The organism is Rhizobium favelukesii (genome assembly GCF_000577275.2).
Taxonomy (GTDB): domain Bacteria; phylum Pseudomonadota; class Alphaproteobacteria; order Rhizobiales; family Rhizobiaceae; genus Rhizobium; species Rhizobium favelukesii.
On the sequence record NZ_HG916852.1, the window covers coordinates 476,188 to 493,459 of the forward strand.

A 17,272-nucleotide genomic window follows, 5' to 3' on the forward strand; every position below is an offset into this window, starting at 1 on the left:
AGGCCTATTGCAGTTGCGGCTTCCTCAGAAAAGCGTTGCGATCGGCGGACCTGATGCGCAGCCACGCCTCACGGCCGTCGCGCAGCACCCGCATCGGGATTTCCGCGCCGGCCGGGCCGCTGCTCCAGACCTTGCGGTAGAAATCGGCAAGTCCATCGACTTCGCCATCGCGGATCTCGGAAATGATGTCGCCTCGCCGCAAGCCGGCCTGAGCCGCCGGGCTTCCGTCAGCCACGCTCATCACAACCACATCGCCGTTGCTCTCTGCGGAAAAGGCTCCGAGCCACGGTCGCGGCGGCTTATTGACGCGGCCGCGTGTCATGAGGTCATCGAGAATTGGCGGAAGCAGGTTGATCGGCACGATCATGTTGATATCGGCAATCTCGTCGTTCTGGCTCATCTGCAGGCGCAGTGAACCGATCCCGAGCAGCTTGCCTTCGGCATCAATGAGTGCGGCGCCGCCCCAGGACGGATGGGCGGGTGTGGTAAAGATCGCCTCATCGAGCAGATATTCCCAATAGCCGGCGAACTCCTGCTTTGCCACGATCCTGGCTTCCACGAACTGGCCGATGCCATCCGCCAGCACGACAGGGTCGCCGAGGCTGGCTCCGGCGCCATCACCGAATTCCAATGCCGGCAGGCCGATATCCCCCAGCGCCTGAAGCAGGCCGAACCCGGTCTCCTGATCATAGGCGAGCGGATGGGCTGCGATGACGCGCCCGTCAAGCGTGGTCAGCCAAACTTCCTCGGCCTCGGTGATCAGGTAGCCGATGGTGAGGACCAGTCCGGATGGCTTGATGACGACGCCGCTGCCTTCCCGGCGGGTACCGAGCGTGCCTGCTGTAAAGGCATCTTCCGGAATTGAGGAGCGAACGGCCACGACTGACCGCAGGATTTCGTCGATATTCATGGTCTCATCCTCGCAAGGCGCGGGCGTGTGTCGCGAAACGACTGTGCCTAGCAGATGTGCAGTGGGTTCTATTTTATATAGCTATGAAGCTGGGTCTATGGCTGCAAGTGCTTGCTCGGCCTTATTTCAGCCTGCGCGCCACGCTCCGGTTTGTCGACCCGCTCTAACCTTTAGGCCCTGGCGAGCGCGTCACCTCGACGGCAGTTGCCCCGCAATTTCCTCGGCTCGGGTCTTGTGGCGGTCCGCCTCGGTCTGCCAGTGAACGGCTTCCTTGGCTTCGGTTCGCGCGCGCTTGCGGTATTTGCCCTGGGTGAGCCAGGTCGCAGCAGAGCCGACCAAAATGCCGATGATCAGCGTTATGAAAATGAACACGAAGAACGGCGCCGACAGGGAAAGGACCTGGTCATCCGGCCGGAACGGATTGAAGGCGAGCGTCACGATCTGCCTGTTGGCGACGCAGAAGATGATCAAGATGATTCCAAGTGGCAGAAAAATCAAAAGGTTGGTGATCTTCTTCGCCATGCTCGGCCTCCGTATTTCATCGCGCGCCATCGTCGACGCGGCGCTTTGATCTGGTCAGCAGGATAGTGGGCCGAGAGCCAAGTTCAAGTGCGGGCTTGCCGCAGGCTGCCATGCAGGATCAATCCTCTTCGTCGGCCTGTCCCGGGTTGAGGCGCTCGCGCAGTTCCTTGCCGGTCTTGAAGAAGGGAACCCACTTCTCCTCGACGAAAACGGTATCGCCGGTACGTGGGTTGCGGCCTGAGCGGGACGGGCGGTTCTTTACAGAGAACGCACCGAATCCGCGCAGCTCGACGCGGTTGCCCGCCGCAAGCGCGTCGGTGATCTCGTCGAGCACCGCGTTGACGATATTCTCGACGTCGCGATGGTAAAGATGCGGGTTGCGGGCTGCAACTATCTGCACCAGTTCGGACTTGATCACTTTCGCCCCCTTAAATTATTGATTTCTTATCAGTCATGGCCAACCTGCCAAACTGAAAGGAGCCCGTCAAGGAGCAACTTTTGCGGCAGGATTCCACCGAGATCGCGAGCCTTGGCAAGATCGTCGTAGCCAAGCAGCGTCAGGATCTGAGACGCGCTGTCTGCGAGCAGGAATGACGTGCTGCTCTTCTTGTCCCAATCGACCTCAGGCAAGCTCTTGCTGACCTTGCGTGTCTCAAGGTAGGCCCTGATATCGTCATCCCCGCCGATCTGGTCGATCAGCTTGATCTTGAGTGCCTGGCGGCCCGTGAAAATGGTGCCATCGGCAAGCTTCTGCACTTCCTCGCGCGGCAGCTTGCGGCGTTCGGCGACCAGATCGACGAACCAGCCATAGCTGTCAACAATCATATTGTTGATCATGGCCTTGGCCTCTTCGCTCGCTGGATGGAATGGCGAGGGCTCGGCCTTCAACGGTGAGGATTTGATCTCCTCGAGTGAAACGCCGATCTTGTCGAGCAGCGGCTTGACCTGCGGATATTGGAAGATCACCCCGATCGAGCCGGTGATCGAGCTGTCTCCGGCAATAATCATGTCGCCGGCGGTCGCGATCATGTAGCCGGCGGAAGCAGCCAGCGTGCGCACGTCGGATACAACAGGCTTCTTGGCGGCAATGGCGCGGATCGCCTTGAAGACCCTCTCGCCGCCATAGGTCGTGCCGCCGGGCGAGGAAATGGAGACGACGACGGCCTTCACCGCGTCGTTCTTTTCAATCTTTTTCAGCCGCTCCAGCAGCTCGTCATCATCGGTGATCAGCCCGGAAATGGTCACATGGGCGACGTGCGGCCGGCTGGTTGCGATGTCGCCAAGGAATACCCGGTAAGCAGCGAAACCCAATACCACAAGCAGCAATACCGCGACGACGCGCCAGAAACCGACGTTGCGGCGAAGCCTGCGGCGATCCGCGATCATCGAACTGTCCATTCATTCCTCCAGGGGGTGGCGAGCCGCGCGATCCCGTAAATCTAGGGCTCCTGCGCCGTTCGGACACATCGATTTACCACGCGTCGGCGCCTTTGTTGCTTGTTGCAGAAAAAAATCCATATTGGCAAGTCAGTGTAATAATGCGAAACGAACTGTGATCGGGCGCGGCAATGCCTATATACGCTGCCCGATCACCGACGCGGACCAGGTTTATGCTCAATACATTGAACTCCAGCGGAAGGGCTGACTACGTGAGGCCGCAGCGAAGCGCCTATGGCGCTGCGCGCTTCCATTCCGCACGTGTACGCCGCCTGAAGATCATACTTCCGATCGCAGCCGTTGCGGTGTCGCTGGTCTTCATTGGTGTTTCCGTAATTCGCACCTACCTGCCGGAGAACATCAAGATCGAGGGTGCCAAGATCGAGAACGGCAAGGTGGTGATGGAGAAACCCGCGATCTCGGGCCGCAATTCGGATGGGATCAACTATTCGATGCTGGCCGAGCGGGCGCTTCAGGATATCAAGAATCCCAACCTGATGACGCTTGAGAAGATCAAGGCTGCAGTGCCGATGAAGGATGATCTGATCGCCCGCGTCGAAGCGACGGCTGCAGACTACGACCGTGCGACCGACAATCTCGATGTCAAATCCCCCTTTGTCATCCTTTTGAGCAACGGGCTGACGGCCAACTTCCAGAGCGCCAAGGTCGACATCAAAGGCGGGAAGCTCACGAGCGAGGATCCCGTAAGTATTCAGAAAGATACCGCTTCTATTGTTGCGCAGTCGATCAAGATGACGGATAAGGGGCGGACGATCACATTCGAGGGGAATGTACGCATGAATGTCGATCCCTCCACTATTCACAAACAGGGCACTTAACAGCCGGGTCACCATGACAAACGATTGTCGCATTTCTACCCGCAAGGCGGGAGCAGTATTCCTCAACGGCGCGGTGGCGCTGCTGCTGTTGGCCGGAGGCGCATTGGCGCAGGCAACGACCAGCCAGATGGACGGCCTGAAGCTGAACAGGGACGAGCCGATCCAGATCGAGAGCGACAAGCTGGAGATCCACGATCAGGAACACACGGCCGATTTCACGGGCAATGTGAAAGTGGTGCAGGGCAAGACGACGCTGCAGGCCGGACATATGACGGTCTACTACAAGCCGAAGGGCGGCGACGCGAATGCGGCCCCGGCAGCCGGCGCCAAGGACGCTTCAGCGTCGATTTCATCGGGCAACACTGATATCGATCACATCATCGTGACGGACAAGGTGTTCCTGAACTCGGGCACGCAGACAGCCACCGCCGATAACGGCTCTTTCGACATGACCAAGCAGCTTTTCATCCTCAAGGGCGAAAAGGTTGTCCTTACCGATGGACCGAACGTCTTTACTGGTTGCCAGCTGACGGTGCACATGGAGACGGGACAGGCACAGCTGGATAGCTGCGGGGGGCGCGTCCAGATCCAGCTTGATCCGAAGTCACAGAAACAGAACTGACCCCGGCCTTACCACGTGAAGTTATTCTCGCTATCGACCATGTCCGGCAGGTCCGGCCCCCAAGCGGCTGCTGAGACCCCGGCCGGTGACAAAAGCCGTTACCAGGGCACGCTGATTGCGCGCGGTCTGACCAAGACCTATAGCACCCGGCGTGTCGTGAACGGCGTGTCGCTGGTCGTTCGACGCGGCGAGGCCGTTGGCCTGCTGGGTCCGAACGGCGCCGGCAAGACGACCTGCTTCTATATGATCACCGGGCTTGTGCCCGTTGACGAGGGTACGATCGAGATCGACGGCAATGACGTTACGACGATGCCGATGTATCGCCGTTCGCGACTGGGCGTTGGCTACCTGCCTCAGGAAGCCTCGATCTTCCGCGGTCTGACTGTTGAAGAAAACATTCGCGCGGTTCTGGAAGTGCATATCAACAACAGGGCTGCGCGCGAGAAGAAGCTCGATGAACTGCTCGACGAGTTTCACATTCGCAAGCTGCGCAAGAGCGCGGCCGTGTCGCTTTCCGGTGGTGAGCGTCGCCGCCTCGAAATCGCCCGCGCACTGGCGACCGATCCTACCTTCATGCTCCTCGACGAGCCGTTTGCGGGCGTCGATCCGATCTCTGTCGCTGACATCCAGCATCTCGTTCATCATCTGACGGCGCGCGGCATCGGCGTGCTGATCACCGACCACAATGTGCGCGAGACGCTGGGGCTGATCGACCGCGCCTATATCATCCATGCTGGCGAAGTCCTGACGCATGGTCGTGCCAACGACATCGTCAACAATCCGGAAGTGCGCCGCCTCTACCTGGGCGACAATTTCAGTCTTTGACGCGCTCCGGCGCCGCGGAAATTCACCTTCTGTGACAGTTCCGCTTGACCAAATAGAATAAAAAAGCAATTTTTGGGCCAACTTGGATTTCCGTGGCCTGAGCCCGTGACAGGACGCGGTTTCCCGGAGGAGACGAACGGGAGTTTAGCGTCCGCTATGGCACTGTCGGCCAATCTTTTCCTGCGCCAGAACCAGTCGCTGGTGATGACACCGCAACTGATGCAGTCCATTCAGTTGCTGCAAATGACGCATTTCGAGCTGACGCAGTTCATTGCCCAGGAAGTCGAAAAGAACCCACTATTGGAACTTCCGTCAAATGAAGCGGACGCAATCACCGAGCGCGGAGGCGCGGAGGATGAGGCCTACGCACCGCAGGTGGAAGAACCCGGCGATGGCGGCTACGACAGCCGAACCGAGGTTTTGTCGGGCGACTGGTACGAGAGTGGCAACACCGGCGGTGCAAGCCGCCTCAGCGACGAACTCGATGCCAACTATGCCAACGTCTTTCCCGATGACGGCGTCCCGCAGCGCGCCGACGCTCCAGAGCTGATCAGCCAGTGGAAGTCGATGCCCGGCAACGGCGAAGGGGCAGAAAGCTACGATCTCGATGATTTCGTTGCCGGTCAGATCTCGCTACGCGATCACCTTGCCCAGCAATTGCCCTTTATCTTGCCCGACATGTCCGATCGCCTGATCGCCCAGTACCTCGTCGATCAGCTGGACGAGGCAGGCTATCTCCAGGGCGATGCGACGGAAGCTGCCGATAGGCTGGGCGCGAGCGTCGACGATGTCGAGCGCGTGATCGCCGCCTTGCAGACGCTCGATCCGCCCGGCGTTTTCGCACGCAACCTGGCCGAATGCCTGGCGATCCAGCTTCGGCAGAAGGACCGCTTTGACCCCGCCATGCAGGCGCTGGTCTGCAATCTCGAGCTTTTGGGGCGGCGCGACTTCGCCACGCTGAAGCGGCTTTGTGGCGTGGACGAAGAAGATCTGCTCGATATGTTGGGCGAGATCCGCCAGCTCAATCCGAAGCCGGGCGCGGGCTTCGAAGCCGGAATGTCGGAGGCGATCATGCCCGACGTCGTCGTGCGCGCAGGCTCCGACGGCGGCTGGTTGGTCGAGCTTAATCCCGACACGCTGCCGCGCGTTCTGGTCAATCAAGCGTATTTTTCCAAAGTCACGAAGAGTGGTGACGATTACGCCTTTCTGTCGGAATGTCTGCAGACCGCCAACTGGCTGACCCGGAGCCTCGATCAGCGTGCCAAGACGATCATGAAGGTCGCAAGCGAGATCGTTCGGCAGCAGGATGCCTTCCTGATGGACGGTGTCGATCACCTGCGACCGCTCAACCTTAAGACGGTGGCCGACGCCATCAAGATGCACGAATCCACCGTTAGCCGCGTGACGTCGAACAAGTATATGCTGACGCCGCGGGGTCTCTTCGAGCTCAAATATTTCTTCAGCGTCTCCATCAGTGCTGTCGAAGGCGGCGACAGCCATTCGGCCGAGGCTGTGCGCCATAAGATTCGCGCCCTTATCATGCAGGAAAGCCCGGATGCCGTGCTTTCCGATGACGATATAGTGGATATCCTGAGGAAGGGCGGCGTCGATCTTGCCCGCCGTACGGTCGCGAAGTACCGTGAGGCAATGAATATCGCTTCGTCCGTCCAGCGCAGGCGGGAGAAACGGGCCTTGGCCAAGGTCGCGGGCTTTTGATTGTCGGGTGCGGCGACCAATGCGTGTATTTCCGAGTTCTAATGAATGTGTCTGTTGACATTTTGGTAACTTCTGGCTAGAAGCGCGCCGCAATTGGCGCTGTGGACAGCGTTGGAAGTTATCCCCATCATCCTCAGGGCGCCTGAAGCCGGGAACTTCGGCCGATCTTGCTTGGGATCGCGCGAAGTGCTTGGATGAGGGTGAGCCTTGGCGTAAACTGGTACTCGCAAACCACTATAAGAAGGGAAACTCCATGAGTGTGCGTGTATCCGGTAAACATATGGAAATTGGTGACTCGTTCCGTCAGCGGATTGAGGACCAAATCGGTGTAGCCGTCACGAAATACTTCGACGGAGGGTATTCTGGTCAGGTGATCGTGCAAAAGGCCAACGCCCGGTTTTCCGCCGACTGCAAGCTCCATCTCGATAGCGGAGTTGTATTGCATGCCGCCGGAGAGGCGATGGATCCGCAGTTGGCTTTCGATGCCGCTTCCGAACGGATCGAGAAGCGTCTTCGCCGCTACAAGCGCAAGCTGAAGGATCACCACTCCGGAAATCACCAGAATGGTTCTGCTGAAGTCGCGTACACCGTCATGGATGGGATGTCGGACCAGGACGACGAGATTCCAGACGACTTCGCGCCGGCGATTGTCGCTGAAAGTACCAAGCAACTGAAAACAATGTCGGTAGCGACCGCCGTGATGGCGCTCGACATGACGGACGAGCCGCTGCTGCTGTTCCGTAGCCCCGGCAAGGAACAACTAAACATCGTTTATCGTCGCCATGACGGTAACATTGGCTGGATTGATGCAGCCAGCATCAAAAGCTGAGATCAGGCGATGGGCGGCAGTTAGGCTGCCGCTCTCCCTTTCTTGGCGCAGAAGGAAAATAAAATGGCTTTGGCAGATTTGCTGCAGCAAAATGCGATCATTCCCGCCCTCAGGGTAAATTCCAAGAAACAACTCCTCCAGGAATTGGCTGCAAAGGCGTCGAAAGTCACAGGACTTTCGGAGCGGGAAATTTTCGATGTTGTCCTGCAGCGCGAGCGCCTGGGCTCGACCGGCGTCGGAAACGGCATCGCCATACCGCACGGCAAACTCGCAAGCGTCCACTCCATCGTCGGCATCTTCGCACGTCTCGATCAGCCGGTGGATTTTGAGGCGCTGGACGATCAGCCCGTCGATCTGGTGTTTCTGCTCCTCGCGCCGGAAGGCGCAGGCGCCGATCACCTCAAGGCGCTGTCGCGCATCGCCCGCGTGCTGCGCGACCACGATCTCGTCGCCAAGCTGCGTGCGACCGACTCTGCTTCGGCGATTTATGCCTTCCTCAACGAGGAGCAGACCTCGAACGCAGCTTGAGCATTCAATATTCCAGAAAAAAGGCGCCTGATTGTTCAGGCGCCTTTTTTCGTTTCAAGCCATCGGACTCGGCTTAGAACTCTTCCCAGTTGTCCTGGGCGAGCGCGGCCGAACCGTGCGCCTGAGGAACCGCGCGGCGTGGTGGTGGTGCGGCTGCCGGGCGATAGGCTGGTGCCGCGCTCGGCGCGCGCATCTGCTGAGCCGTGGAGCGCAGCGCCGAAGCGTGGCCCATGCCGGATACGCGGAAGCGCGTCACGAGTTGCTTCAGAGTCTGGGCTTCATCGTTGAGCGTGACGCTGGCGGCCGTCGTCTCCTCGACCATGGCGGCGTTCTGCTGGGTAACCTGGTCCATCTGGTTCATGGCCTGGTTGATCTCCTTCAGGCCAATCGTCTGTTCGCTGGCTGATGCCGAGATCTGGCGGATAAGGCCATTGATGCCCATGACCTGCTCGGAGATCTTGTGCAGCGTATCGCCGGCGCGACCGACCAGATCCACGCCTTCCTTGACCTGCACGGCCGAGGTGTTGATGAGCGTCTTGATCTCTTTGGCGGGCATTGGCGGAACGCTGTGCCAGCTCACGGACTTCCTGTGCGACAACGGCGAAGCCCTTGCCGGCTTCACCGGCACGCGCTGCTTCGACGCCGGCATTCAGCGCCAGCAGGTTGGTCTGGAAGGCGATCTCGTCGATGACGCCGATGATACGCGAGACCTCGGTGGACGACTGCTCGATGCCCTGCATCGAAGCGATCGCCTTGCGCACCACTTCGCCCGACTTTTCCGCATCCTCGCAGGCGAGGTTGACGTTGTCGGCAGCTGTGCGGGCGTTCTCCGCGCTGGAATTGACCTGCGCGGTGAGCTCGTTGAGGGCCGCTGCGGTCTCTTCCAGGCTTGCTGCCTGCTGCTCGGTGCGCTTGGCGAGATCGGAGGCGCTGCCACTGATTTCGCTCGTGCCCGAGCCGATGTTCACGACGCTGAGGTTCATCGTGTTGATGGTTTCTTCGAGGCTTTCCAGCGCCGCGTTGAAATCCTGCTTCAGCTTGGCGTATTCGCCCGGGAAGTCCTCGGTGATGCGGTGGCCGAGATTGCCTTGTGACAGCTCCGACAGGCCGGAGCCGACGATCGAGACGATGTGACGCTGCAACGTAATCGACTGATGCCGCCCGGTTTCCGACCGACCGCGCTCGGCTTCGGCTGCATCACGCTGGCTGTTTGCCTCGGCTTGAAGGCGCTGCGTGTCGGCGAGCGCAAAGCGGAAGCCTTCAAGGGCCTTGGCCACGGAGCCGATCTCGTCGGCGCGATCCTGACCGGCGACCGGCTGTTCGTAGCGGCCGTCGCTGAGCGCCTTGACGCTGGCAACGAGACTGCCGATCGGGCGCTGAACGAGGGAGCGGACGGCGAGATAGAGCGCGAGCATGACGGCTGCGAGCACGAGGATGCCGGCGGCGACCATCATGAAGGTCTGATCCTGAACGGGCGCGTTGATGGCCGTGTGCGGCACGTCGACGAGGATGACCCAGGTCGTGTTCACATCGGGCAGGGCGAAGGGATAGACGACGCGGTCGAACGGCTCGTAGCCGTCAAAGGTCAGATTTTTGACGACCGATGGCTGCAGGGTCGAGAGCGCGCTCTTCACCGCATCCGCGCCTTCGCCGTCATAGTCCTTCATGGAAAGCTCGGCGATTGGCGCGACGATCCATTTGCCGGTCTCTGAGAGCAGCGTGACGCGGCCAGAGCCGAAGGGATGAAGTGTCGAGAGCTTGTCCCGGAGCGACTTCAGGGAGATATCGACGCCACTGACGCCGATCAGCTTGCCGCCCGACATGACCGGGTAGGCAATCGAGGTCATGGCCGTATTCTCGCCGGTCGTCGTCTCGGCATAAGGCGGCGACAGCGCGCCCTTCTTGCTTTCCGCGGCGAGCGCGTACCAGGCAGCCTTGTAGTCGGAATCGAAGGTCGAGAAGGTGAAGCCGCCGTCCTTGCTCTTCGTCCAGTACGGGTTGAAGGTGCCATCCTTGGCGGCGCCGAAATCGACCTTGCCGGCCATCGAAGGCGACTGGCCGTCGAAGGCGTTCGGCTCTTCGGCAAACCAACTGCCGAAGGCGAACTGGTTGCGCTCGACGTTTGCCTTCAGCATGTCTAAAACGGCCTTGCGGTCGAGATACTTCCCTTCCTGACCGCGGCCGATGGTGCCGGCCATTGAGCGTGCGGCCCCTGCCAATTCGCCAACGGAGGAGGCGACCTCGTTGGCGATCGCCTTCGCCTCCAGATCGGCCTGATCCATGGTGAGCGTCTGGACACGGTTGCGCGTCTCACCGATGAGGAAGAAGTTCGAAACGAGGAGGACGAGGGCGATGGCAATGCCGGTAATGAGGATAAGCTTGGCTGCAAGCGACTTCATGCGAAAGATGAACATGGATTCCTCGGGGAGCAAGGATGTGCCGAACGGGGCATTCATCGGCACAGGGGACGAAGGCGTCGCCCCCTCATGGAGCAGCCGTTACAGAGGCCGGCCCCTGAGAGGGGTCCGGTGATGGCTGGAACATCGCCGGAAATCTCTTAAATTTGAATGAAATCCAAAGAAAATCGAAGGTATCCGCGCCAAGCGGCCCAAGCATGCCGCCGTGAGAATTGCTTTATAGCTTGTTTGCGACTTCGGCGCTGGACGGTATCGATGGCTGTGCACCTTGCTTGAGGCAGGCGAGCGAACCCGCGATCGCTGCTCGGCGTAGCGATGCCTCGAAATCGAGCCCTTCGTCGAGGCTTGCGGCGAAGTAGCCACAGAAGGTGTCGCCGGCGCCGACCGTATCGACCGGCTCGATCTTCAGCCCCTTGGCGCGCGAGATGCCGCCATCGCGGATTGCGATGACCCCGTCTGCACCGAGCGTCACGATCAGGGTTTGCCCGGTTTCGGCATTCAGACGCTTCAGCGCGGCCTCGCGATCGTCGGACCCCATGGTTTCCTGGCCGGCAAGGCGCTCGAACTCTGTTTCATTCGCAATCACGATGTCGGCAAGACGGCCGAGGCGTGCAGCGTCGTCGATCAGCGGCGCAAGGTTGAGCACCGTCGTGACCCCCTTCGCCCGGGCGCCGGCCAACGCGCGCTCCACGGCCGGAACCGGCACCTCGAGCTGCAGCATCAGAATGTCGCCTTTGTTCATCGCTGATATCGCTGCGTCGGCGTCGGCTGGTGTCACCGTGCCGTTCGCACCGGGCACCACCGCAATCATGTTCTCGCCGTCGCCGCCGACGAGGATCAGTGCGGTTCCGGTCGGCTCGTCGGCCTGCTTGACGGTTTCAAGCCCCGTGCCGGCCTCCTTCAGCAATGCGAGCGCCGCCTCGGCAAAGCCGTCCCGACCGACGGCCCCTGCCATGTGAACGGCGCGCCCGGCGCGTCGCGCGGCAAGCGCCTGGTTGGCGCCCTTGCCGCCCGCCGCCGTCGAGAATCCATTGCCGGCGACCGTTTCGCCGGGTTTAGGCAAGCGCGCAGTGGTGGCGATGAGGTCCATATTGATAGAGCCGAAAACTGTGATCATGGGTGTCCCGTCCAATGCTTTCTTGGGCGCGACACTGCCCGAAGGCCTTACTCGTCGTCAACCACCCTGAGCTTGAGAAGCCCACTGCGGCTGTCGACGGATTTCGGCGCGGCGTCATTGTCTCGTGCCGTGGTCTTGCTGTTGCTGTTGTCACCGCCCTCGAACTCCAGAGCCTCGATCTTCACTCCACGCTTGTTCAGCTTGTCGGCGGACGTGACGATCATGTCGACGTCCTTCTGCGCCAAAGCGAAATGCCCCTGCAGCTTGCGGACGCGCTCGTCGAGGCGACCGAGATCGTCCATCAGGTTTGCGACTTCACCCTGGATGACGTGTGCCTGGGCCCGCATCCGTTGATCCTTTAGGACGGCCTGAATGACCTGGATGGAGAGCATCAGCAGCGAAGGTGACACGATGACGATTCGCGATCGGTGCGCCTTCTGCACGACTGCTTCGAAATTCTCGTGGATCTCGGCGAAGATCGATTCAGACGGCACGAACATGAAGGCCGTGTCCTGCGTCTCTCCCTGGATCAGGTATTTCTCAGAGATATCGCGGATATGCGTTTCCATGTCGCGACGGAACTGCTGCGAGGCGACCTTGGCTCCATCCGGTCCGCCCGCGTCTCGGATCGCGTTCCAGGCTTCAAGCGGGAATTTCGCATCGATCACCAGGGGCGGCGCGCCGTTGGGCATCCGGATGGTGCAGTCGGGACGCGAGCCGTTGGACAGCGTTTGCTGGAATCCATAGGCGCCCATCGGCAGGCCATCGGCGACAATCGTCTCCATGCGCGATTGGCCGAAAGCGCCGCGTGTCTGTTTATTGGAAAGGATCGCTTGCAGGCCGACGACGTCCTTCGCCAGCGTTTGTATGTTGTTTTGGGCAGCATCGATGACGGCGAGACGCTCCTGCAGCCGTTGTAGGTTCTCGTGCGTCGACTTGGTCTGTTCGGTGATCGTCGTGCTGACGCGCTGCGACATTCCGTCCAGGCGCTGGTTGATCGCCTGGTTCAGCTCAGATTGCCTCGAGCCGAACACTTCGGCCATCGTCGACATGCGCCCGTGCATTTCCGCCTGGATCTTCAAAAGCTCGGCCATGCGCGCATCCGCCTCGGCGGCGCGGAAGCTCGCCACCTCTGCCTGCTCTCTTCGCACCTGCCCGCTGTGGGCGACAAGGACGATCAAAAGCAGGATCAGCGCGGCAATTGCGCCTCCGGCGAGCGCCAGCATGGCGGGGCTTATCTGCGACAGGGCGAGGAGAAGCGACTCAGCGTTGGTGTTCATGCTTGCAACAATAGCAAACTCAAATGAGATATCTAGATCAAAACGTGAACATCCCACAGGCGTGGCGGCAGGCGAGATGACCGGAGAGAACAAACGACGGCTGACGAATCGTAAGCGCATTTAACCATTGCTCAACCATATTGCGCAAAAGCTCTGCTCAAATTTCCTTTCAGCATCAATCGCAAAGCAGAGACATCATGACCAGCCAGCAGTCGGACAGCGCGCTCAAGCAACGCCTCGATTTCATCGAGTTGGATGATGGAGCCCGTACGGCGCTGCGCGAGATGCGCCCGGCAATCTCGGAGCTGCTCGGCGGCGCCCTCGACAAGTTCTACGCGAAGCTGGCGAAGACATCGGGGGTTGCGAACTTCTTTGCCGACAAGGCACATATGGGACACGCCAAGAAGCGTCAGGAAGAGCATTGGGCCAAACTGGCGGGCGGCAACTTCGACGAAAGCTACGTGAAGGGCGTGGTCGCGGTTGGCAAGACACACGCCCGCATCGGCCTCGAGCCGCGCTGGTACATCGGCGGCTATGCCTTGCTGATGAGCGAACTCGTGAAGGGCCTGATGGCCAAGCAGTGGCCCTCGATGTTTGCCAAGCAGCAGGGCAAGGTTCTGGCCGAGAAGCTTGCCGCCGTTATCAAGGCGGCGATGTTGGATATGGATTACTCGATCTCGGTTTACCTCGAAGCGCTTGAAGAGAGGCGCCGCAAGCTGGAGGAAGAGAGGGCGAAAGCCGAACAGGATCAGGCAATTGCGCTCGACCATCTTCGCCGCGGCCTGGAGGCCCTCTCGAACGGCGACCTCGAGGCGACCCTACCTCCTGACCTCCCTGGCAACTTCAGGGCGATGGCCGATGATTATAACCGCGCGGTTGCGGCTCTTCGCACCTCCTTCGCCTCGGTGCGGGCAACCTCTGGTGAAATCCTGAGGGGTACGGACGTGATCGCCAAGGCCACAGATGACCTTGCCGTGCGCACGGCCCAGCAAGCCGCCGGCGTCGAGGAAAGCTCGGCGGCGCTGCAGCAGCTCTCGGTCAGCGTCGGTCAGACAGCCGCAAACGCCGAAAAGGCGTCCGGCGCTGTTCGCGAGACGCAACAGAAGGCCAAGAATTCGGGCGAGCTCGTCACCAGCGCCGTTTCAGCGATGGCCGGCATCGAAAAATCGTCGACTGAGATCGCGAAGATCATCGGCGTGATCGATGAGATTGCGTTCCAAACCAATCTGCTGGCGCTGAATGCCGGCGTTGAAGCTGCGCGTGCTGGCGATGCGGGCAAGGGTTTTGCCGTCGTGGCGCAGGAGGTTCGCCAGCTCGCACAGCGCACGGCAGACGCGGCCAAGGCGATCAAGAATCTGATCTCGGAAAGCTCGACACAGGTGAACGAAGGGGTGGACATTGTCAGCAGCACCGGAGAGGCACTAAACGACATGATCAACCGCATCGATATCATCAACCGCTTCGTTGCCGATATCGCCGCTGCCGCACGCGATCAGGCAACCGGGGTTGACGAGGTCAGCGTCGCCATCCGCAACATGGACACGATCACGCAGCAGAACTCAGGAATGGTGGAGAACACCTCTTCCGAGACTCGGCGCCTGCGCGGCGAAGTCGACAATCTGATCGCGCTGCTGCAGCGCTTCCGTACCGGCGTCGAGCATCGTTCGCTGGCCGTTCCGCGCCGCGCCGCCCGATAGGAACGCGGCGAAATTCCGGGCTGGGGCGTAAAAAAGCGCTCCACCTGCCTGCCGGATAATTCCATCCTGGAAAAAGATGCGTTATGGGAACGCCATGACCATCAAGCCACTCATCATTCTTCCCGATCCGCTGCTTCGTCAGGTTTCCAAGCCGATCGAGCGCGTCGATGCCGATTTTCAGCGCCTTGCCGACGACATGCTTGAAACCATGTACGATGCGCCGGGTATCGGCCTTGCTGCCATCCAGATCGGCGTGCCGCGCCGCATGCTGGTCATTGATGTTTCCCGCGAAGGCGAAGAGAAGCAACCGCTGGTTTTCGTCAACCCAGACGTCGTCGCCTCTTCCGATGAACGTTCGGTGTATGAGGAGGGATGCCTCTCCATTCCCGACTATTACGCTGAAGTCGAGCGACCTGCGACCGTGACGGTCAAGTACCTCGACCGCGACGGCAAGGAGCAGATGGTGGAGGCCGACGGCTTGCTCGCCACCTGCCTGCAGCACGAGATCGACCACTTGAACGGCGTGCTTTTCATCGACCACATTTCCCGTCTGAAGCGCGACATGGTCGTCAAGAAGTTCACCAAGGCGGCGAAGTCGACGAAGGCTCTCTAACCCGGACGTCCGTCGGTGCGGCCCTGCTTGCGAGGCGCGCCGATCCGACGAAGGCGGGCAAATGCATGGCGCCCCGCGGGCCAGCAATGTCGCGGGCAGGTGCCTGAAGGGGCTTGATCTCAAGCTCGTAAACCCGTTTGAAGACGGCTGACCGGAAACATGGCGAGATAGAAATGTCGCTTCGCATCATCTTCATGGGTACGCCCGAATTTTCTGTCCCGACCCTGCGACAGCTGGTCGACGCCGGGCACACGATCCTCGCCGTCTACACCCAACCGCCAAGGCCAGGCGGACGGCGCGGGCTGGACCTGCAGAAGTCGCCGGTGCAGCAGGCGGCCGAACTGCTCGCCATTCCGGTCTTTACCCCGGTGAATTTCAAGGATCCGGAAGAACGCGAGCGCTTCAGGGCCCATGATGCGGACGTCGCTGTGGTCGTTGCCTATGGCCTGCTGCTGCCGGAGGCGATCCTGACCGGCACGCGCTACGGCTGCTACAATGGTCATGCCTCGCTACTGCCGCGTTGGCGGGGAGCCGCCCCGATCCAGCGGGCAATCATGGCCGGCGACGAAAAGACCGGCATGATGGTGATGAAGATGGACAAAGGCCTGGATACCGGGCCAGTGGCTCTCACCAGCGAAGTCGAGATCGGTGCCAACATGACGGCCGGAGAGTTGCACGACAAGCTGATGCATCTCGGTGCCAAGGCGATGGCGGAGGCGATGGTCAAGCTCGAGATGGGCGATCTTCCCCTGACGCCGCAGCCGTCGGACGGCGTGCTCTACGCCGCCAAGATCGACAAGGGTGAGACGCGGATCGACTTCTCCAAGGATTTTGCCGAAGTCCATAATCACATTCGCAGTCTGGCACCGTTTCCCGGCGCATGGTTCGAAGTTGCAATCGGCGGCAAGCCTGAGCGGGTGAAGGTGCTGGCCTCGGAGCTTGCGCAAGGCAGCGGCAGCGCCGGTGAACTGCTGACAGACGATCTGGTCGTTGCCTGCGAAACCGGCGCCGTTCGCCTGACCAAATTGCAAAAGGCTGGTGGCAAGCCGTTGCTGGCTGCCGACTTCCTGCGTGGAACGCCACTTGCATCAGGTACGAGGCTCCCTTGATGCACCGCTACCGCATGATCGTCGAATATGACGGTGGTCCTTACGTCGGCTGGCAGCGGCAGGAAAACGGGCCGTCCGTCCAGGGTGCGATCGAGAAGGCGATCCGATCGGCGAGCGGTGAGACGGTGTCGATCCGTGGGGCAGGCCGCACCGATTCCGGTGTTCATGCCACGGGTCAGGTGGTTCACGCCGATCTCGCCAGGGAATGGTCGGGCTTCAAGCTTCAGAACGCGCTCAACGCCCATCTCAAGCTGGCCGGCGAGCGCGTCGCGATCATCAGCGTGGAAGCGGCGAGTGAGTTCTTCGACGCACGGTTCTCGGCGCTGCGGCGCCACTATCTCTATCGCATCATCAGCCGCCGGGCGCCGCTGGCGCTTGAGGCCGGCAAGGCATGGTGGGTGCCGAAGACCCTTGATCACAAGGCCATGCATGCCGCCGCGCAGACACTTGTCGGCAAGCACGATTTCTCCACGTTCCGCTCCGCCCATTGCCAGGCCAACAGCCCGATCCGCACACTCGATCGGCTGGACGTGACAAGAAGCGGCGAACTGATCGAGATCCGCGCGACGGCCCAAAGCTTCCTGCACAACCAGATCCGGTCATTTGCGGGAACACTGAAGCTCGCCGGTGAGGGCAAATGGACGCCGAACGATGTCCGCGCTGCGTTGGATGCCCGCGACCGCAAGGCTTGTGGCCCCGTTGCGCCGCCCGACGGGCTCTATTTCATGCAGGTCGACTATCCAGACGTCATCACCGACCGCCACCGCTGGCTGGAGGGCAGCGATGACGGTGACGATCTATCATGACCTGG

16 protein-coding genes and 1 pseudogene are annotated in these 17,272 nt (G+C 60.6%); 10 read left to right on the plus strand and 7 right to left on the minus strand.

The genetic code is table 11. The features are described 5' to 3' along the window. Window positions 1–4: 4 nt before the first annotated feature. The 4 genes from LPU83_RS40650 to sppA all read right to left on the minus strand — a co-directional run bounded on the left by LPU83_RS40650 (window position 5) and on the right by sppA (window position 2,830). The gene (locus LPU83_RS40650) at window positions 5–910 is read right to left on the minus strand and encodes a S1C family serine protease (RefSeq protein ID WP_024314536.1); all 906 of its coding nucleotides are present in this window, start codon (window positions 908–910) and stop codon (window positions 5–7) included. A 189-nt stretch (window positions 911–1,099) separates the two neighbouring features. After that, complete coding sequence (locus tag LPU83_RS40655) at window positions 1,100–1,432, minus strand: DUF1049 domain-containing protein (protein ID WP_024314537.1); 333 nt, start codon at window positions 1,430–1,432, stop codon at window positions 1,100–1,102. 118 nt (window positions 1,433–1,550) lie between these two features. Continuing rightward, a complete protein-coding gene (locus LPU83_RS40660) occupies window positions 1,551–1,850 on the minus strand; it encodes an integration host factor subunit beta (RefSeq protein ID WP_003544934.1) in 300 nt (99 codons plus the stop codon). A 29-nt stretch (window positions 1,851–1,879) separates the two neighbouring features. Further along, window positions 1,880–2,830, minus strand: a complete 951-nt coding sequence (sppA, locus tag LPU83_RS40665; RefSeq protein ID WP_024314538.1) for a signal peptide peptidase SppA — start codon at window positions 2,828–2,830, stop codon at window positions 1,880–1,882. A gap of 212 nt (window positions 2,831–3,042) precedes the next feature. Here sppA and lptC point away from each other — a divergent pair, with 212 nt between their 5' ends. The 6 genes from lptC (at window position 3,043) to ptsN (ending at window position 8,228) form a co-directional block, all read left to right on the plus strand. Next, a complete protein-coding gene (gene lptC / locus LPU83_RS40670; RefSeq protein WP_024314539.1) occupies window positions 3,043–3,708 on the plus strand; it encodes an LPS export ABC transporter periplasmic protein LptC in 666 nt (221 codons plus the stop codon). 13 nt (window positions 3,709–3,721) lie between these two features. Continuing rightward, window positions 3,722–4,330, plus strand: coding sequence for an LptA/OstA family protein (locus tag LPU83_RS40675; RefSeq protein WP_024314540.1), 609 nt, complete (start codon window positions 3,722–3,724; stop codon window positions 4,328–4,330). 39 nt (window positions 4,331–4,369) lie between these two features. Further along, window positions 4,370–5,155 (plus strand): LPS export ABC transporter ATP-binding protein, encoded by a 786-nt coding sequence (gene lptB, locus LPU83_RS40680; protein WP_024314541.1) that lies wholly within the window; start codon window positions 4,370–4,372, stop codon window positions 5,153–5,155. Window positions 5,156–5,311: 156 nt separating this feature from the next. Then, window positions 5,312–6,871, plus strand: a complete 1,560-nt coding sequence (rpoN, locus tag LPU83_RS40685) for an RNA polymerase factor sigma-54 (RefSeq protein WP_024314542.1) — start codon at window positions 5,312–5,314, stop codon at window positions 6,869–6,871. Window positions 6,872–7,124: 253 nt separating this feature from the next. Next, window positions 7,125–7,700: a ribosome hibernation-promoting factor, HPF/YfiA family gene (hpf, locus tag LPU83_RS40690; RefSeq protein WP_024314543.1), complete on the plus strand. Its 576-nt coding sequence runs from the start codon at window positions 7,125–7,127 to the stop codon at window positions 7,698–7,700. A gap of 63 nt (window positions 7,701–7,763) precedes the next feature. Next, the gene (gene ptsN, locus LPU83_RS40695; RefSeq protein WP_007529605.1) at window positions 7,764–8,228 is read left to right on the plus strand and encodes a PTS IIA-like nitrogen regulatory protein PtsN; all 465 of its coding nucleotides are present in this window, start codon (window positions 7,764–7,766) and stop codon (window positions 8,226–8,228) included. Between the two features lie 73 nt (window positions 8,229–8,301). Here the strand turns inward: ptsN and LPU83_RS40700 are convergent. The 3 genes and pseudogenes from LPU83_RS40700 to LPU83_RS40710 all read right to left on the minus strand — a co-directional run bounded on the left by LPU83_RS40700 (window position 8,302) and on the right by LPU83_RS40710 (window position 13,042). Beyond that, window positions 8,302–10,642: pseudogene (locus tag LPU83_RS40700) on the minus strand (methyl-accepting chemotaxis protein). Window positions 10,643–10,862: 220 nt separating this feature from the next. Continuing rightward, complete coding sequence (locus LPU83_RS40705) at window positions 10,863–11,762, minus strand: ribokinase (protein WP_024314545.1); 900 nt, start codon at window positions 11,760–11,762, stop codon at window positions 10,863–10,865. A gap of 47 nt (window positions 11,763–11,809) precedes the next feature. Beyond that, window positions 11,810–13,042: a DNA recombination protein RmuC gene (locus LPU83_RS40710; protein WP_024314546.1), complete on the minus strand. Its 1,233-nt coding sequence runs from the start codon at window positions 13,040–13,042 to the stop codon at window positions 11,810–11,812. Between the two features lie 197 nt (window positions 13,043–13,239). Between LPU83_RS40710 and LPU83_RS40715 the strand changes: the two genes are divergently transcribed. The 4 genes from LPU83_RS40715 (at window position 13,240) to truA (ending at window position 17,267) form a co-directional block, all read left to right on the plus strand. Beyond that, complete coding sequence (locus tag LPU83_RS40715) at window positions 13,240–14,739, plus strand: globin-coupled sensor protein (protein ID WP_024314547.1); 1,500 nt, start codon at window positions 13,240–13,242, stop codon at window positions 14,737–14,739. Between the two features lie 94 nt (window positions 14,740–14,833). Continuing rightward, window positions 14,834–15,352, plus strand: coding sequence for a peptide deformylase (gene def / locus LPU83_RS40720; RefSeq protein ID WP_024314548.1), 519 nt, complete (start codon window positions 14,834–14,836; stop codon window positions 15,350–15,352). A 173-nt stretch (window positions 15,353–15,525) separates the two neighbouring features. Then, the gene (fmt, locus tag LPU83_RS40725; protein ID WP_024314549.1) at window positions 15,526–16,461 is read left to right on the plus strand and encodes a methionyl-tRNA formyltransferase; all 936 of its coding nucleotides are present in this window, start codon (window positions 15,526–15,528) and stop codon (window positions 16,459–16,461) included. Continuing rightward, a complete protein-coding gene (gene truA, locus LPU83_RS40730) occupies window positions 16,461–17,267 on the plus strand; it encodes a tRNA pseudouridine(38-40) synthase TruA (protein ID WP_024314550.1) in 807 nt (268 codons plus the stop codon). The genes fmt and truA overlap by 1 nt, the downstream gene beginning before the upstream one ends. Window positions 17,268–17,272: the final 5 nt, after the last annotated feature.

Bases quoted from the DNA above. Each gene is read 5' to 3' on its own strand.
- LPU83_RS40655 (WP_024314537.1), bottom strand. From the start codon at position 1,432: ATGGCGAAGAAGATCACCAACCTTTTGATTTTTCTGCCACTTGGAATC.
- lptB (WP_024314541.1), top strand. From the start codon at position 4,370: ATGTCCGGCAGGTCCGGCCCCCAAGCGGCTGCTGAGACCCCGGCCGGT.
- truA (WP_024314550.1), top strand. From the start codon at position 16,461: ATGCACCGCTACCGCATGATCGTCGAATATGACGGTGGTCCTTACGTC.
- lptC (WP_024314539.1), top strand. From the start codon at position 3,043: ATGCTCAATACATTGAACTCCAGCGGAAGGGCTGACTACGTGAGGCCG.
- LPU83_RS40675 (WP_024314540.1), top strand. From the start codon at position 3,722: ATGACAAACGATTGTCGCATTTCTACCCGCAAGGCGGGAGCAGTATTC.
- hpf (WP_024314543.1), top strand. From the start codon at position 7,125: ATGAGTGTGCGTGTATCCGGTAAACATATGGAAATTGGTGACTCGTTC.
- LPU83_RS40650 (WP_024314536.1), bottom strand. From the start codon at position 910: ATGAATATCGACGAAATCCTGCGGTCAGTCGTGGCCGTTCGCTCCTCA.
- def (WP_024314548.1), top strand. From the start codon at position 14,834: ATGACCATCAAGCCACTCATCATTCTTCCCGATCCGCTGCTTCGTCAG.
- LPU83_RS40710 (WP_024314546.1), bottom strand. From the start codon at position 13,042: ATGAACACCAACGCTGAGTCGCTTCTCCTCGCCCTGTCGCAGATAAGC.
- rpoN (WP_024314542.1), top strand. From the start codon at position 5,312: ATGGCACTGTCGGCCAATCTTTTCCTGCGCCAGAACCAGTCGCTGGTG.
- LPU83_RS40715 (WP_024314547.1), top strand. From the start codon at position 13,240: ATGACCAGCCAGCAGTCGGACAGCGCGCTCAAGCAACGCCTCGATTTC.
- LPU83_RS40705 (WP_024314545.1), bottom strand. From the start codon at position 11,762: ATGATCACAGTTTTCGGCTCTATCAATATGGACCTCATCGCCACCACT.
- ptsN (WP_007529605.1), top strand. From the start codon at position 7,764: ATGGCTTTGGCAGATTTGCTGCAGCAAAATGCGATCATTCCCGCCCTC.
- fmt (WP_024314549.1), top strand. From the start codon at position 15,526: ATGTCGCTTCGCATCATCTTCATGGGTACGCCCGAATTTTCTGTCCCG.
- sppA (WP_024314538.1), bottom strand. From the start codon at position 2,830: ATGGACAGTTCGATGATCGCGGATCGCCGCAGGCTTCGCCGCAACGTC.